This window comes from Mycobacterium sp. NPDC049093 (assembly GCF_040704635.1).
GTDB lineage: Bacteria > Actinomycetota > Actinomycetes > Mycobacteriales > Mycobacteriaceae > Mycobacterium.
In genome coordinates, this window is record NZ_JBEZJS010000009.1 from 207,924 (window position 1) to 222,262 (window position 14,339).

The window sequence follows — 14,339 nt, forward strand, 5'->3', positions numbered from 1 at the left end:
GCGGCGACAGGGCGGCTAGATTCCTGGCCATGCTTGCAATTCTGGCCATTCCTACCAACTTAATGGGGAAGTGATGACCGCCGCACAGAAAACCGATCAGCAGTCCGGCCGGGCCGGCCATTACGAGCTGAGCCACCTGCGGTCACTGGAGGCCGAGGCCATCCACATCATCCGCGAGGTCGCCGCGGAGTTCGAGAAGCCCGTCCTGCTGTTCTCCGGTGGTAAAGACTCGATCGTCATGCTGCACCTGGCCGTCAAGGCGTTCGCGCCCGGCCGGCTGCCGTTCCCGGTCATGCACGTCGACACCGGTCACAACTTCGACGAGGTCTACCAGGCCCGCGACGAGCTCGTCGAGCACTACGGTGCCCGTCTGGTCGTCGCCAAGGTGCAGGACGACATCGATGCCGGCCGCGTGGTCGAGACCATCCCGTCGCGCAACCCGATCCAGACCGTCACCCTGCTGCGCGGTATCCGGGAGAACAAGTTCGACGCCGCCTTCGGTGGCGCCCGCCGCGACGAGGAGAAGGCCCGCGCCAAGGAGCGAGTGTTCTCCTTCCGCGACGAGTTCGGCCAGTGGGACCCCAAGGCCCAGCGTCCCGAGCTGTGGAACCTGTACAACGGCCGGCACCACAAGGGTGAGCACATCCGGGCCTTCCCGATCTCCAACTGGACCGAGTTCGACATCTGGTCCTACATCGGCGCCGAGAAGATCAAGCTGCCGTCCATCTACTACGCCCACCAGCGCAAGGTGTTCGAGCGCGACGGCATGCTGCTCGCGGTGCACAAGTACCTGCAGCCTCGCAAGGAGGAACCGGTGATCGAGAAGACCGTGCGGTTCCGCACTGTCGGCGACGTCACCTGCACCGGCTGTGTGGAGTCCACCGCCGCAACGGTTTCCGAGGTCATCGCCGAGACCGCGGTGTCGCGGCTCACCGAGCGCGGCGCCACCCGCGCCGATGACCGGATCTCCGAGGCCGGAATGGAAGACCGTAAGCGCGAGGGGTATTTCTGATGAGCACGTTGTTGAGAATCGCCACGGCGGGTTCCGTCGACGACGGCAAGTCCACGCTGATCGGCCGACTGCTGTTCGACTCCAAGGCGGTCATGGAGGATCAGCTGGCCGCCGTCGAGCGCACCTCCAAGGAACGCGGCCACGACTACACCGACCTGGCACTGGTCACCGACGGCCTGCGCGCCGAGCGGGAACAGGGCATCACGATCGATGTCGCCTACCGCTACTTCGCCACGGCCAAGCGGAAATTCATCATCGCCGACACCCCGGGGCACATCCAGTACACCCGCAACATGGTGACCGGAGCCTCCACCGCGCAGCTGGTGATCGTGCTCGTCGACGCGCGTCACGGCCTTCTCGAGCAGTCGCGCCGCCACGCCTTCCTGGCCTCGCTGCTGGGCATCCAGCACATCGTGCTGGCCGTGAACAAGATGGACCTGATCGACTGGGACCAGGAGCGTTTCGAGGCGATCCGCGACGAGTTCCACGCGTTCGCCGCCCGCTTGGACGTGCACGACGTGACGACCATCCCGCTGTCGGCGCTCAACGGCGACAACGTGGTGACCAAATCCGACGTGACGCCCTGGTACGACGGCCCGTCGCTGCTGAGCCACCTCGAAGACGTCTACATCGCCGGTGACCGCAACCTCGTCGACGTGCGATTCCCGGTGCAGTACGTGATCCGGCCGCAGACCCACGAGCACGCCGACCACCGCAGCTACGCCGGAACCGTCGCCAGCGGCGTGCTGCGTCCCGGCGACGACGTGATCGTGCTGCCGGCCGGAAAGCCCACGCGCATCACCCAGATCGACGGCCCGAGCGGCGTGGTCGAGGAGGCCTTCCCGCCGATGGCCGTGTCGATCAGCCTGTCCGACGACATCGACATCTCCCGCGGCGACATGATCGCCCGGCCCAACAACCAGCCCCGGGTGGCCCAGGATTTCGACGCCACCGTGTGCTGGATGGCCGACGGATCGTCACTGGAGCCCGGCCGCGAATACCTGGTGAAGCACACCACCCGCACCACCAGGGCCAAGGTGACCGGGCTGGACTACCGGCTCGACGTCAACACCCTGCACCGGGACAAGTCCGCGACGGCGCTGAAACTCAATGAGCTGGGCCGTGTCTCGCTGCGCACCCAGGCGCCGCTGCTGCTCGACGAGTACAGCCGCAACGCCGCGACCGGGTCGTTCATCCTGATCGACCCCAACACCAACGGCACCGTCGGCGCCGGCATGGTGTTGCGCGAGACCCGCAACGACACCGCGAGCCCGAACACCGTGCGGCACGAGTCGCTGTGCACCGCCGAGGACCGGCTGTCGAAGGGCCGCACCGTGTGGTTCACCGGCCTGTCCGGTTCGGGCAAGTCCTCGGTGGCGGTGCTCGTCGAGCAGAAGCTGCTCGAAAAGGGTGTTCCGGCATACGTTCTGGACGGAGACAACCTGCGCCACGGGCTGAACGCCGATCTGGGCTTCTCCATGGCCGACCGGGCCGAGAATCAGCGCCGGCTGGCCCACATCGCCGCCATTCTGGCCGACTCCGGCCAGGTTGTGCTGGTCCCCGCGATCAGCCCGCTGGAGGAGCACCGCGCCCTGGCCCGCAAGGTCGCCACGGATGCGGGTCTGGAGTTCTACGAGGTGTTCTGCGACACCCCGCTGGAGGACTGCGAACGCCGCGATCCCAAGGGCCTGTACGCCAAGGCACGCGCCGGTGAGATCACCCACTTCACCGGTATCGACAGCCCGTATCAGCGGCCGAAGAACCCGGATCTGCGGCTCACGCCGGACCACAGCACCGCTGAACTGGCCGATCTGGTGATCGAGCTGCTGGAATCGCCGTCGTGAACGATCACGAACTGGCTGCCCGGCTGGCCACCAGGGCCGGGGATCTGCTGCTCGATGTCCGTGCCGACTTCGCCGATGCCTCGGCGGCCGAACGAAAGGCCGCCGGGGACAAGCAGTCCCACGATTTCCTGATGGCCGAGCTGGCCAAGCTGGTTCCCGGTGACTCGGTGCTGTCCGAGGAGGCCACGGCCGAGGAACGGGCCGATCCGGCGCGGCTGAACGCCGACCGGGTCTGGATCGTCGACCCGCTCGACGGCACCCGGGAGTTCTCCGAACTCGGCCGCGACGACTGGGCCGTACACGTGGCGCTGTGGAGTGCAGGCGAACTCGTCGCGGGAGCGGTCGCCCTGCCCGCGCAGAACACCACGCTGTCCACGCCCGAGGTGGCCGCACCCCGCCCCTTCGACGGCCCGCCCCGGGTCGTGGTGTCGCGTACCCGCCCGCCCGCGGTGGCGCTGGCGGTGCGGGAGGCGCTCGACGGAACCCTGGTCGAGATGGGTTCGGCCGGAGCCAAAGTCGCCGCGGTCATCCGCGGGATCGCCGATGTGTACGTGCACGCGGGTGGTCAGTACGAGTGGGATTCGGCCGCGCCCGTCGCGGTGGCCCGCGCGGCCGGCCTGCACACCTCACGCATCGACGGCTCGCGGTTGGTCTACAACTCGGCCGACCCCACGCTGCCCGACCTGATCGTGTGCCGCCCAGAGCTGGCCGAGCGGGTGCTGGCCGTCACGGCGGGGTAGTCGGCACACCGGCGGGGACCTGGTCGGTACCGACATTCGGACAGGCAAGCTTCAGTTCGTGGAGTGCCTCGGTTCCGTCCTGGAAGCCGCCGACGAAGTTCTTGTCGGGCCATCCGTTCGGCGGCGTTCTGGGATTGCCCTGGCTGATCCGGTGCAGCGCATCGGCGAACGTCAGCGCTTTTCGCTTCAGGTCCTGATCTTCGATCGAAGCAGCTTCGTCCCGGACTGCGGTGGTCGCCTCGCCGGCATCTCGCGCCAGGTTCGGGTCGACTTCGCCGACTCCCATCCCCTTGAGGACACCCGGCACGACCTTTACCCATTGGTGCGCGATCTGATCGGCGCGTTGGCAGTCCGCGCTGAGCTCATCACTCGAGTCGTCGGCGTAGCCGACCACCACCATGATCAGCATCAGCGGTGACGCCGCGGCCAACATGACCAGCCTGACCTTGGCCGACGACCAATCCCGGAGTGCCACCAATGCAGCCTAAACGCGGTCGCCGACCACTACGCTCACCGAAATGAGCCGCCCCACGCTGCGCGAACTGGCCAGCCTTCCCGCCGCACCGGCCCGCCTCGCTGATTCCACCCTGGTCCTGATCGACTGTCAGAACACTTACACCCAGGGAATCATGGAGCTCGACGGGGTGCAGGCCGCTCTCGAGCAGACGGCACAACTCCTCGACCGGGCCCGCAGCGCGGGCATTCCGATCATCCACATCCAGCACTCCGACGGTCCGGGTTCGCTGTATGACATCGAAGGGGAGAGCGGCGCGATCGTCGCAGCGGTGGCCCCGCGCGAGGGAGAACCCGTGGTGGTCAAGCAATTCCCCAACTCGTTCGTGCAGACCGATCTGGACGACCGGTTGAAGGGTCTGGGTGCCTCGAACCTGCTGCTGGCCGGATTCATGACGCACATGTGCGTCAACTCGACCGCGCGCGGCGCCTTCAACCTGGGATACGCCCCGACCGTGGTGGCCGCCGCCACGGCCACCCGTACCCTCGCCGGCCCCGACAGCGCACCCGTGCCCGCCGCGATCATGCAGTCGGCGAGCCTGGCCGCGATGTCGGATCTGTTCGCCGTCGTCGTCCCCGACGCGGCCGGTGTTCCGGACTAGCCGACAGTCGAACTTCCTCTTCGCGAAAACAGCGGCCGTCACGGGTGCTTGCAGGTTTCGTACCTGTCCATGAGTGCCTGTTCGGCGGCCGGTGGTTGGTAGACGAGGAGATCGCGTGCCGTGCACCCGCCGATGGTGATGGCGATGGCGCCGGTGGCCTGCCCGTTGCCCGTGATGTGCCCCTGTATCTGATCGCTGGCGGTGTAGAGCGTCGGGCCGGTCAGCGTCGCCGCGAGTGGCAGATGCCGTTGGGCAAGGGCGACGGCGTCGGCAGGCTCGTGCGAGCGGGTCTGCTCCGCCAGCCATACCGACGGTTGCACGCGGCCGTTGATCGTCAGCCTGTCGATGTGCGGGATCGTCTGGTCAGCATTCATCCGACTCCAGACGTCAAGCTCGCCAGCGGTCGGGAAGCGGCGGGCGCTTTTGATCTCGGCAGGGTGATCGTCACCCGCGCTGACGGTCCAGGTCACGTTGGCGAGCCCCGGAAACCTTCCGGACATGGTGGTGACCACCGCGGCCACGTCCGTGTAATCGGTGGCATCGGCCAACCGGATCGACCCGACATCGGAATGTCCCCATTCCTGCATCGTCGACCGGCCATCGGGGTGGGTCACCGTGGCGCGTAAACGTACTGTGGCCGTGGAGAATTCACGACGCATCGCGGCCCAGTCGCGGGCCTGGGAGATGATCTGTTGCGCGTTGTCGATCGGTAACCTGCCGCCGTCGACCGCGAAGACGTTCCAGCCGTGGTGGGCGGTGAGCTCGGTGTGGTAGCCGGTGTAGTTGACCATCGTGAGGTCCTGCAGGTAGCGGGACACCACTGCGGCGAGTTGATCTTCGGTGATGTCTTCGGCGGCCTCGACGTCAATGGCGAACCGAACCACGCCCTGGGCCGGGCGATTCGTCACGGTGTGGCTGACCGTCTGCACGCCGGGCATCTCGCCGAGCAATCGCGCAAGGCGGGCCACGTCTGCGTTGCGGTCGGGCGGGGTGGAGTGGCAGCCGCTCAGGACTGCGGTGACAAGCGCCAGGCCGAGGGTGATCGTCAAGCGGCGCCAGGAGGTCCGGTGCCTCACACCCGTCGGCTCAATCCGCCTGGTGGCGTTACATATTTGCTGAACTTCACGATTGCCGTCCCTCCAGGAACAATCCACATCTCGGAAAGCATTGCATACTGCAATGGTGCGCAATCGACGTGGTGAGCGCGCCGATTGCAGGTCGGACCGGCGACACCGCTCGCCGCAGCGCCGCGGGCGAAGAGTGAGCTGGCACAATCTGAGGTCATGCGGATGTCGGCGAAGGCGGAGTATGCCGTCCGAGCCATGGTCCAGCTCGCGACGGTGGGCGATGGCGAGCTGGTCAAGACCGACGACCTCGCCAAGGCGCAAGGCATCCCGGCGCAGTTCCTCGTCGACATCCTGACCGCGCTGCGCACCGACCGCCTGGTCCGCAGCCATCGAGGCCGCGACGGAGGCTATGAACTGGCGCGGCCGGCCGGCGAGATCAGCATTGCCGACGTGCTGCGCTGCATCGACGGACCGCTGGCCAGCGTGCGCGACATCGGACTGGGGGATCTGCCGTACTCCGGTCCGACGGCGGCGCTGACCGATGTCTGGCGTGCGCTGCGGGCCAGCATGCGCTCGGTCCTGGAGGAGACCAGCCTGGCCGACGTGGCGGCCGGCGCGCTACCGGGTCACGTGGACACGCTGGCCAACGCCTACCGCGATCAGGAACACGAGCGCGGCCACCGCTGAAGCCGGTCAGCCTCCGTACGGGCGCGTGATGATCTCCAGGTAATGCCCGGACGGGTCCTGGAAGTACACCCCGCGGCCGCCGTCGTTGTGGTTGATCTCGCCAGGGTGCTGACCATGCGGATCGGCCCAGTGCTGCATGCCGCGGTCGCGGATCTTGCCGTAGATCGCGTCGAACTCGTCCTCGGACACCAGGAATGCGTAGTGCTGCGGCCGGATCGCTTCGTCAGGCCCCATCTGGGCGTAATCGAGGCTGACTCCGTGATTGAGCGTCACCGCCAGAAACGGACCGAACTCCTGCGGTGCGGGGAGGCCGAACAACTCGGTGAAGAACTCGGCGGAAACCTGCCGGTCCTTGGCGGCGACGATGGTGTGGTTGAAGGTGATGGCCATATACCTCCAGTAAACCGCTGGACCGGAGGTCCCGGCAACACCGTCGAACTGCCCGCAGACGTCAGCGCGGCGCCAACTCGAAGTACCCGTAGAGGTAGATCTGCCCGTCGGCGGTGCCCGACTCCATCGGCGCGTCCAATACGGCCGCCACGATGCGGTTGTCGGAGAACCGACGTTGCAGTTGGTTGCCGTGGCGCCACACCATGTAGAAGTTCGAGCTGTCGCCCTGACTGTCCAGCTGGTAGCTCGACACCGTGGTCAGATGGTCGTTTACGCTGTGCCGCAGCGCATCTCCGATCATGTGTCCCTTCGCCGCGAAGAAGCGCTCCCCGACAATGGTGAAGTCCGGCTCGATGCCGCCGACGAATGCCCGTAGTGCGTCCTCGGCCGATGTACGCGCGGCCGGCGGCACCGAATCGATCGGATACGACTGCTGGGTCATCAGGTACGGCGGGATGCCGGAGAGCTCCGACTTCTGCGCAGCCCGGTACTGGTAGAAGGCATAGCCGCCGCCGGTCAAGGCGATGGCGGCCACCACGATCAAAACCCACACGATCACGGGTGCCCTCATCACACGTTGCCCATGTTGACGCCGTGTACCGGGTGACCGCCCCATCTCGGTGTCCCTGATCTCATAAACACGCTCATCGGGATGGTGATCAGCGGTCCTCCTCCGTTCGGGTTGGATTCCGATGGATTACGCAGGGCCACGGTGGCATTGTTCCCGGTGCGCCAATTGCCGGCAACGGTGCACGATGGGGACATGTCCAACCCCCAGATCCTGGCCGGGCCTCGGGTGCGGTTGCGTCCACCGGTCGCCGACGACGCCGAGGCCCTGTTCACCCACATCGGCTCCGATCCCGAGGTGACGCGATATCTGACGTGGCGCCCACATTCGGGGGTGACCGAAACGCGGCGCGTCATCACCACCGTGTTCAACGCCGACGACGAGGAGACCTGGTTGATCGAGGCCGGTGGTGAGGCAGTGGGGCTGTGCGCCCGGCGACGACCCCAGCCGTACTCGGTCGAGCTGGGTTACTGCCTGGGCCGGAAGTGGTGGGGGCAGGGCCTGATGTCGGAAGCGGTTGCGTTGATGCTGGCCGACGTGGAACCGGATCCCGCGGTGTACCGGGTCACGGCGCACTGCCACGTCGACAATGCCGGTTCGGTCGGGGTGTTGCGACGCAGCGGACTGACTCTGGAGGGAAGACTGGCTCGCTACGCGATGTTTCCCAATCTCAGCGACGAACCTCAGGATGTGCTGTTGTTCGGAAAGGCGGTGCGGTGATGGGCACTTTCGATATTCGTGGGTTGCGACGTCCGGTGATCGTGGCGCCGATGGCAGGTGGACCCTCCACTCCGGAGTTGGCTGCGGCGGGCAGTACGGCCGGCGGTCTCGGGTTCCTGGCGGCCGGTTATCTGACCGCCGACGCGCTGGCCGACCGGATCACCGCGGCCCGCACCCTGACCAGTGAGCCACTTGGCGTGAATCTTTTTGCGCCCCAACCCAGTGTGGGCACACCTGACGGGATCCAGGCTTACGCGGCCGAGTTGGCCGGTGATGCGGCCCGCTACGGTGTGTCCCTCGGTGAGCCTCGGTACGACGACGACGCGTGGGCCGCCAAGCTCGATGTGGTGCTCGATCTGCGACCTGAGGCGGTGTCGTTCACCTTCGGCCTGCCGAGCGAGTCGGAGATTGCCCGGTTGCGCAGCGCGGGCATCACCACGGTCAGCACGGTGACGACGCTGGACGAAGCCTGGCTTGCGGTGGGTCGCGGGGTCGACACCCTCGCGGTCCAGGGGCCGGGGGCCGGTGGACACCGCGGCACGTTCGATCCCGGTGCCTCACCTGCGTCGCAGTCGCTGGACCACCTGCTGGCCGACGTGCTGGCGGCGGTGGACGTCACCGTCGTGGCCGCCGGTGGGTTGATCAGCGCCGACGACGTTGCGGGTGTCCTGGCCGCCGGGGCCGTCGCCGCTCAACTCGGCACGGCGTTCCTGTTGGCCGACGAAGCCGGCAGCAGCCCGGTGCACCGCGCCGCCCTGCAGAGTCCAGAATTCACTGAAACAGTTGTCACCCGGGCCTTTTCGGGTCGGTATGCCCGTGGGCTCCGGAACCGCTTCATCGTCGAACACGATGGGCAGGCCCCGCTGGGCTACCCCGAGATCCACTATCTGACCAGCCCGGTGCGCAAGGCCTCGGTGGCCGCCGGCGATCCGCAGGCAACCAATGTCTGGGCCGGCACCGGGTGGCGCCGGGCCCGGACCGGTTCGGTGGCCGAGATCATGGAGGGGTTGACCCCGGACCGCTAGCGCTGTCCGAGTCCGACATCCTCGACGACGACGTCGCCGTCATCGGAGCGCACGGTAACTTCCGCGGCGGCGCTGTCGGGAACGGTCGTCTCGGGCACCCGCACCTGTGTCGAGGACCCGGACTGGGCATGCACCAGATACGGCCCACGCCCGGGCAATCCGATGGTCACGTCGCCGTTGCGGCTCACCGCATCCACCCGTCGCGGCGCGGCGTCACGGAAATCGACGGCGATGTCACCGTCGGACGTGGTGGCGTTGAACTGTTCGGTGACCGCGATGGGGGAGCGCGAGGAGATCTCACCGTTGACGGTGTGGGCCTCGATGCGGCGGGCTGCACCCCGCAGGATGATCGGCCCGTCGGTGGTGCGTGCGATCAACTGGTCCAGGTCCGCCTGCGCGATCACCGTGCCGATCTCCTGCTCGGTGCGCACCGTCAACCGCCGGGACTGCTCGGGCGGTACGGCGACGGTGATCTCCCCGCCTCGGGCCCATTCCAGGACACGGGACGGATTCCCCACGATCGCGATGCGGGTCTCGTCGCCGTCGGTGGTGACCTGTAGTTGGTGTGCGCCGCTGTGGGTGGTGTTCACCAGACGCAGATCCGCAGTGGGGTCCCGCGTTTCGCGGTCTGCGGTGATCCGGATCGCGACGGGGATGTGTGCGGTGTCGATCACCAGTGATCGCATCGTGGCCGGCAGGGCCTCGTGATCGGTGACGACCCGAACGTTGCTCACGGCCCAGGCCGCGACGCCCAGTGATGCCACCGAACCGGCCACGAGCAGCGTGGCTGCGGCGATCAGCACGAGACGGAAGGTGGTGCGCCCGCCGGGGTTCAGCTGGGGCGGTGGGTTGACCGGCGGCGGAGGGGCGATGGTGGTCACGTTGAAAGTCCTTCCCGGTGTGGATGTTCGGTCTAGGTCTCGAGATAGCGCAGCACCGCCAGCACGCGGCGGTTCTCGCTCTCGTCGGGAGCGAGGCCGAATTTCGTGAAGATCGAGGCGATGTGTTTCTCGGCCGAGCCGACCGAGATATGCAGTGCCGTGGCGATGGCCGAGTTCGTCCTGCCTTCTGCCATCAACTGCAGGACGTCGCGTTCGCGTGGGGTCAGCTGGTCCAGGGCACTGTGGCGGGCCGAGCGGACCAGGATCTGTGACACCACTTCGGGATCGAGCACTGTGCCTCCACCGCCCACGACGGCAACGGCGTCGAGGAAGGCCGGCACGTCGGCCACTCGATCCTTGAGCAGGTATCCGAATCCTCTGGTGTCCGAGGCGATCAGATCGGCCGCGTACCGCTCCTCGACGTAGTGGGAGAGCACCAGCACCGGCGACTCGGGGTTCTGGCTGCGCAGCAGTGCCGCGGCCCGGATGCCCTCGTCGGTGAACGTCGGCGGCATCCGGACGTCGAGGATCGCCAGGTCGGGGCGGTACTCATTGACCAGCCGCAGCAGGTTGGTGGCGTCGGGCACCCCGGCGACCACCTCGTGTCCGGCGTCGGCCAGGATCCGCTCGATACCGGCCCGCAGCAGCGCCGAGTCCTCGGCGATCACGATGCGCATGGCAGCACCGCCGTGACGATCGTCGGGCCGGTGGCGGGACTGGACACCGCGAAGGTTCCGCCGGCGGCGCGTACCCGTTCGTCGAGTCCGCGCAGGCCGGTGGCATTCTCGCCCGCGTCCACGACGGCACCGCCCTTTCCGTCGTCGAACACCGATACGTGCAGCACATCGGCGGCCTCGTCGAGGCGCACGGTGACCACTGCCTGCGAGGCGTTGGCGTGCTTGGCGATGTTGGTCAACGCCTCGGCGACCACGAAGTAGGCGACCGACTCGACCTCATCGGGCAGCCTGCGGGGCAACTCGATGTGCAATGTGGTTGGGACCCCGGAGGTTTCGGCACGCTGCACCACCGAGGACAGTGCCGCGTCGAGGCCGCGATCGGACAGGATCGTCGGCGCGATGCCACGCACCACGTTGCGCAGTTCCACCAGCGCGCTCTTGGCGTCGTCGTGGGCCTCGGCGATCAGTGCCTTCGCGGCGGGCGGATCCGAATCCAGCTTGGTCTGCGCCAGACCGATCGTCATCGCCAGGGACACCAGGCGGGGCTGCACGCTGTCGTGGAGGTCCCGCTCGATGCGGTGCCGTTCGGTCTGCGCCGAGGACACCGCGCCCTGCCGGGCATCGGCCAGCGCGCTCACCTGATATTCCAGGGCCGCGGTGGGTGACGGCGACAGCAGCCATCGATCGATCGCGGCGTCCACTGCGGGCGCGAGGATCAGGATGGCCACCGCCGCGATGACGGCGACGATCGCCAGCAGCCACGCGACCGGCGGGGACAGGAACACCAGACCGGCATCGTTGTCGCTGTGCCGGATGGCGACGGCCGCGGCCGGGCCCAGGAAAGCGAACGTGAGCAACACGAATGCCAGGCCGGTGGCCAGCATGTCGTACGTCATCCGCAGGTAGTGGTGGCAGACGCCTTTCCAGAACCGGGTACTGCTGATGTCCAGCCATAGTTGGTGGGCCCAGCCCTGGACGCCGGTATGCGGCGACAGTCGGCGGGGCGGGACGCCGAGACCGAAACCGAACACGGCTTCACTTCGGCTCCGCTCGAACCACTCCACGCCGCGCATCAGGTAGATGAACACCACGCCGGCGAGCAGGAATCCGATCACCGACGGGATCAAGGAGACCCCGATGACCATGATGGACAACGGAATCCAGAACCACACGAGCGCGACGGCGGCGCCGGTGATCATCGATGCGGTCGGTACGACGCCAATGTTGCGGGATGTCGAAACGGGCTCAGACGCCGGCTGGGCCGGCGTGGGCAGGACGGTTTCGCTGGTTGCGACCATGCCTCCAACTTACGAAGTTGTGCGGCGTGGCGACACAGCGTTTTCCCCAGATCAAGCTGGGGGATAACCCCCGGCCCGGGGATCTACTTCGGCGCGGTGAGTTCCAACGCGATGTTGTCCGGGTCGCGGAACTCCAGGATGTAGGAAGGGCCGATGTCCTTGACGGGTTCGTGTGCGAGACCCAGATCGTCGAGGTGCAGCGCGGCGTCGTTCAGTTCGGCGAGGCTCCTGAGCCGGAAGGCCAAGTGGTCCAGCCCGGTTCGGTTCTCGTCGAAGGCATCCCGGCCGACCGGACGCAGTCCGATCAACGTTGCCCCGGCGTCGTAGATGACCCCACCGGACAGGAAACTCAGCCTGGCGCGGGTGGCGACGTCGGCGTCCTGTGGCAGCTCGATGAGGACCGGCCAGCCGAAAACGCTCTCGTAGAACTGCCGGGACCGTTCGATGTCGGTGACCGTGAGCCGTACATGCGCGACCGAGGACGTGGTGATGGCCATCGGTTCATGCTGCCACCCCGACGTGACAGAATCCGTGGGTGCGCGTGGGGATGACGATGCCGGTCATGGAGCCTCAGTTGGATGCGACGACGCTGCGGTCCTGGGCGCACGTCATCGACGGAGGCCCGTTCTCGTCGCTGTGCTGGGGTGAACGCATCGCGTTCGACAATCCCGACAGCCTGACCCTGCTGGGGGCGCTGGCGGCGTGGACCGACCGGGTGCGGCTGGTGACCACCGTGGTGGTGCCGCAGCTCCACGATCCGGTGATGCTGGCCAAAGGCCTGGCCACCGGAGATCTGCTCAGCGGCGGCCGGTTGACCGTGGGCATCGGTGTCGGCGGCCGCCACGAGGACTATCACGCGGTCGGCGCCGACCCGGCGTCCCAGACCCGGCGGGGAATGGCCGAGCGGGTCGCGGTGATGAAGCGCGTGTGGGCCGGCGAGAAGGTCACCGAATCGGTGCTTCCGGTCGGGCCGCCGCCGGTTCAGAGCGGTGGGCCGTCCCTGCACATCGGCACCATCGGACCCAAGACCATCCGGGATGCCGCGGCCTGGGCCGACGGCGTCGCCGGCACGACTCTGGATCTGGATGTGGCCCGCCAGGCCGAGTTGTTCGACATCGCCCGCACCGCCTGGGCCGAGGCGGGCAAGTCCAAACCACACCTGGCCACCTCGTTCTGGTTCGCGCTCGGTAAGCCGGAGGAGGCCCGCGCGCAGGTACACCGGCACCTGCGCCGGTACATGAACTGGATCCCGGCCGAATACGTCGACGCGATGGCCCCCGCGACGGGCTGGGCAGGCACCGAAGACGAACTGATCGAGGTGCTCGGCAGGTTCCAGGACATCGGCACCGACGAGGTGCACCTGATCCCCACCAGCTCCGATATCGACCAGCTTCGCCGCGTGGCCGAGGTAGCGAAGGTCTTCGCCTGAGCGACCTTCCTGGACGATTCCAGCAAAACGTGATCAAGATCATGGAATAAGCGCCTCGTAGTCTGGATCTCTGCTCGGCGTGGAGGTTCCCGACGTTGATTCGCGCGGAAAGGCGCGGTGCCGGCGATCGGGCGTCTCCGCTCAATGCCTGTTCGCAGAGCTTTGATTCAGGCGTGTGCGGAGTTGTTCATCTGACCGTTACCGGGTGTTGGTCCGGGGTGCGCTGAGTACGGGACACCGGCGTGCGTGGCCGCGGGCAACCCCGGCGCGCGTTCGGCGACAGCAAACGATGTCAAGGGTTCGTCAGTGATCGGCACTCGCGGCGTTCTGGTACTAGCGTGTCGATCGACGTCGTCGTCAGACGGCGGGGATACAACAGTTGGGGAACTCATGATCCAGAAGAGCTTGATCGCCACGACCCTCGCGGCGGGGGCCATCGGGGCCGCCGTGACGCTGTCCGCTCCGGCATCGGCCGATTCCAAGGGCAACAGCACCGTCGGATGCTCACCGTGCGACCGGGTGAATTCGTCGGTCACCGATGCCGTTACCGACGCCGCCAAGAGCGCGCTCACCGGCGGGGTCGACCTGCCCGAGAGCCCCATCGTCGACAAGTGGACGAAGTTCCCCGGCGAGACGGCCGAGAAGTGGACCTCGTTCCCGGGTAAGACCGCCGAGAAGTGGGCGACGTTCCCAGGCAAGACCGCCGAAAAGTGGGGAAGCTTCCCGGGCAAGGTGCTGAAGAAGTGGACCGGCCTGGGCTGAACCCCGACCGGAGGGCACCAACCTCACTCACGAACGAGCGTGTGGCAGACAAGCCGCACGCTCGTTTCGTATCTGCGGGTTAGCTGAAATTTCGCTGATCTTAACTGTTCTCGCAGCACAGCCC

Annotated in this window: 17 protein-coding genes; 9 read left to right on the forward strand and 8 right to left on the reverse strand. The window is 67.2% G+C overall.

Annotated elements, in window-relative coordinates; translation table 11 throughout:
* Positions 1 to 73: 73 nt before the first annotated feature.
* The 3 genes from cysD to AB0876_RS30040 are packed head-to-tail and all read left to right on the forward strand — an operon-like array spanning position 74 to position 3,596.
* Positions 74 to 1,012, forward strand: coding sequence for a sulfate adenylyltransferase subunit CysD (gene cysD, locus AB0876_RS30030; RefSeq protein WP_491842360.1), 939 nt, complete (start codon positions 74 to 76; stop codon positions 1,010 to 1,012).
* Positions 1,012 to 2,856, forward strand: coding sequence for a sulfate adenylyltransferase subunit CysN (gene cysN, locus AB0876_RS30035; protein WP_526043724.1), 1,845 nt, complete (start codon positions 1,012 to 1,014; stop codon positions 2,854 to 2,856). The genes cysD and cysN overlap by 1 nt, the downstream gene beginning before the upstream one ends.
* Entirely contained in the window at positions 2,853 to 3,596 is a 744-nt protein-coding gene (locus AB0876_RS30040; RefSeq protein WP_526043725.1) for a 3'(2'),5'-bisphosphate nucleotidase CysQ, read from the forward strand. The genes cysN and AB0876_RS30040 overlap by 4 nt, the downstream gene beginning before the upstream one ends.
* On the opposite strand, the gene AB0876_RS30045 is transcribed toward AB0876_RS30040, so the two are convergent.
* Entirely contained in the window at positions 3,583 to 4,071 is a 489-nt protein-coding gene (locus AB0876_RS30045; protein WP_526043726.1) for a hypothetical protein, read from the reverse strand. The genes AB0876_RS30040 and AB0876_RS30045 overlap by 14 nt on opposite strands.
* Positions 4,072 to 4,114: 43 nt before the next feature.
* On the opposite strand from AB0876_RS30045, the gene AB0876_RS30050 reads away from it, so the two are divergent.
* Positions 4,115 to 4,711: a cysteine hydrolase family protein gene (locus AB0876_RS30050; RefSeq protein WP_526043727.1), complete on the forward strand. Its 597-nt coding sequence runs from the start codon at positions 4,115 to 4,117 to the stop codon at positions 4,709 to 4,711.
* A 38-nt stretch (positions 4,712 to 4,749) separates the two neighbouring features.
* Here the strand turns inward: AB0876_RS30050 and AB0876_RS30055 are convergent, their stop codons facing one another.
* On the reverse strand, positions 4,750 to 5,787 hold the full coding sequence (locus AB0876_RS30055; protein WP_526043728.1) for a hypothetical protein: 1,038 nt from the start codon (positions 5,785 to 5,787) through the stop codon (positions 4,750 to 4,752).
* Between the two features lie 207 nt (positions 5,788 to 5,994).
* On the opposite strand from AB0876_RS30055, the gene AB0876_RS30060 reads away from it, so the two are divergent.
* Positions 5,995 to 6,465: an Rrf2 family transcriptional regulator gene (locus tag AB0876_RS30060; protein WP_064880158.1), complete on the forward strand. Its 471-nt coding sequence runs from the start codon at positions 5,995 to 5,997 to the stop codon at positions 6,463 to 6,465.
* A 6-nt stretch (positions 6,466 to 6,471) separates the two neighbouring features.
* On the opposite strand, the gene AB0876_RS30065 is transcribed toward AB0876_RS30060, so the two are convergent.
* Both AB0876_RS30065 and AB0876_RS30070 read right to left on the reverse strand, forming a co-directional pair.
* A complete protein-coding gene (locus tag AB0876_RS30065; RefSeq protein WP_526043729.1) occupies positions 6,472 to 6,855 on the reverse strand; it encodes a VOC family protein in 384 nt (127 codons plus the stop codon).
* A 61-nt stretch (positions 6,856 to 6,916) separates the two neighbouring features.
* On the reverse strand, positions 6,917 to 7,414 hold the full coding sequence (locus AB0876_RS30070; protein ID WP_526043730.1) for a hypothetical protein: 498 nt from the start codon (positions 7,412 to 7,414) through the stop codon (positions 6,917 to 6,919).
* Between the two features lie 204 nt (positions 7,415 to 7,618).
* On the opposite strand from AB0876_RS30070, the gene AB0876_RS30075 reads away from it, so the two are divergent.
* Both AB0876_RS30075 and AB0876_RS30080 read left to right on the forward strand, forming a co-directional pair.
* Positions 7,619 to 8,143: a GNAT family N-acetyltransferase gene (locus AB0876_RS30075; protein WP_526043759.1), complete on the forward strand. Its 525-nt coding sequence runs from the start codon at positions 7,619 to 7,621 to the stop codon at positions 8,141 to 8,143.
* The gene (locus tag AB0876_RS30080) at positions 8,143 to 9,168 is read left to right on the forward strand and encodes a nitronate monooxygenase (RefSeq protein WP_526043731.1); all 1,026 of its coding nucleotides are present in this window, start codon (positions 8,143 to 8,145) and stop codon (positions 9,166 to 9,168) included. The genes AB0876_RS30075 and AB0876_RS30080 overlap by 1 nt, the downstream gene beginning before the upstream one ends.
* On the opposite strand, the gene AB0876_RS30085 is transcribed toward AB0876_RS30080, so the two are convergent.
* The 4 genes from AB0876_RS30085 to AB0876_RS30100 all read right to left on the reverse strand — a co-directional run bounded on the left by AB0876_RS30085 (position 9,165) and on the right by AB0876_RS30100 (position 12,521).
* Positions 9,165 to 10,049 (reverse strand): DUF4097 family beta strand repeat-containing protein, encoded by an 885-nt coding sequence (locus AB0876_RS30085; protein WP_526043732.1) that lies wholly within the window; start codon positions 10,047 to 10,049, stop codon positions 9,165 to 9,167. The two genes, AB0876_RS30080 and AB0876_RS30085, sit on opposite strands and share 4 nt — an antisense overlap.
* Before the next feature lie 32 nt (positions 10,050 to 10,081).
* The gene (locus AB0876_RS30090) at positions 10,082 to 10,726 is read right to left on the reverse strand and encodes a response regulator transcription factor (protein WP_491842372.1); all 645 of its coding nucleotides are present in this window, start codon (positions 10,724 to 10,726) and stop codon (positions 10,082 to 10,084) included.
* Positions 10,714 to 12,024, reverse strand: coding sequence for a sensor histidine kinase (locus AB0876_RS30095; RefSeq protein ID WP_526043733.1), 1,311 nt, complete (start codon positions 12,022 to 12,024; stop codon positions 10,714 to 10,716). The genes AB0876_RS30090 and AB0876_RS30095 overlap by 13 nt, the downstream gene beginning before the upstream one ends.
* 83 nt (positions 12,025 to 12,107) lie before the next feature.
* Positions 12,108 to 12,521, reverse strand: a complete 414-nt coding sequence (locus tag AB0876_RS30100) for a VOC family protein (RefSeq protein WP_491842374.1) — start codon at positions 12,519 to 12,521, stop codon at positions 12,108 to 12,110.
* A gap of 50 nt (positions 12,522 to 12,571) precedes the next feature.
* Between AB0876_RS30100 and AB0876_RS30105 the strand changes: the two genes are divergently transcribed.
* Complete coding sequence (locus AB0876_RS30105; protein WP_491842375.1) at positions 12,572 to 13,453, forward strand: LLM class flavin-dependent oxidoreductase; 882 nt, start codon at positions 12,572 to 12,574, stop codon at positions 13,451 to 13,453.
* Positions 13,454 to 13,843: 390 nt separating this feature from the next.
* Positions 13,844 to 14,215 (forward strand): hypothetical protein, encoded by a 372-nt coding sequence (locus AB0876_RS30110; protein ID WP_135359138.1) that lies wholly within the window; start codon positions 13,844 to 13,846, stop codon positions 14,213 to 14,215.
* The last annotated feature ends 124 nt before the right edge of the window (positions 14,216 to 14,339 follow it).

What these genes read in the sequence shown, in the direction of transcription:
- cysN (WP_526043724.1), top strand. Translation starts at nt 1,012, where the DNA reads ATGAGCACGTTGTTGAGAATCGCCACGGCGGGTTCCGTCGACGACGGC.
- cysD (WP_491842360.1), top strand. Translation starts at nt 74, where the DNA reads ATGACCGCCGCACAGAAAACCGATCAGCAGTCCGGCCGGGCCGGCCAT.
- AB0876_RS30050 (WP_526043727.1), top strand. Translation starts at nt 4,115, where the DNA reads ATGAGCCGCCCCACGCTGCGCGAACTGGCCAGCCTTCCCGCCGCACCG.
- AB0876_RS30090 (WP_491842372.1), bottom strand. Translation starts at nt 10,726, where the DNA reads ATGCGCATCGTGATCGCCGAGGACTCGGCGCTGCTGCGGGCCGGTATC.
- AB0876_RS30075 (WP_526043759.1), top strand. Translation starts at nt 7,619, where the DNA reads ATGTCCAACCCCCAGATCCTGGCCGGGCCTCGGGTGCGGTTGCGTCCA.
- AB0876_RS30105 (WP_491842375.1), top strand. Translation starts at nt 12,572, where the DNA reads ATGACGATGCCGGTCATGGAGCCTCAGTTGGATGCGACGACGCTGCGG.
- AB0876_RS30065 (WP_526043729.1), bottom strand. Translation starts at nt 6,855, where the DNA reads ATGGCCATCACCTTCAACCACACCATCGTCGCCGCCAAGGACCGGCAG.
- AB0876_RS30100 (WP_491842374.1), bottom strand. Translation starts at nt 12,521, where the DNA reads ATGGCCATCACCACGTCCTCGGTCGCGCATGTACGGCTCACGGTCACC.
- AB0876_RS30095 (WP_526043733.1), bottom strand. Translation starts at nt 12,024, where the DNA reads ATGGTCGCAACCAGCGAAACCGTCCTGCCCACGCCGGCCCAGCCGGCG.
- AB0876_RS30110 (WP_135359138.1), top strand. Translation starts at nt 13,844, where the DNA reads ATGATCCAGAAGAGCTTGATCGCCACGACCCTCGCGGCGGGGGCCATC.
- AB0876_RS30060 (WP_064880158.1), top strand. Translation starts at nt 5,995, where the DNA reads ATGCGGATGTCGGCGAAGGCGGAGTATGCCGTCCGAGCCATGGTCCAG.
- AB0876_RS30080 (WP_526043731.1), top strand. Translation starts at nt 8,143, where the DNA reads ATGGGCACTTTCGATATTCGTGGGTTGCGACGTCCGGTGATCGTGGCG.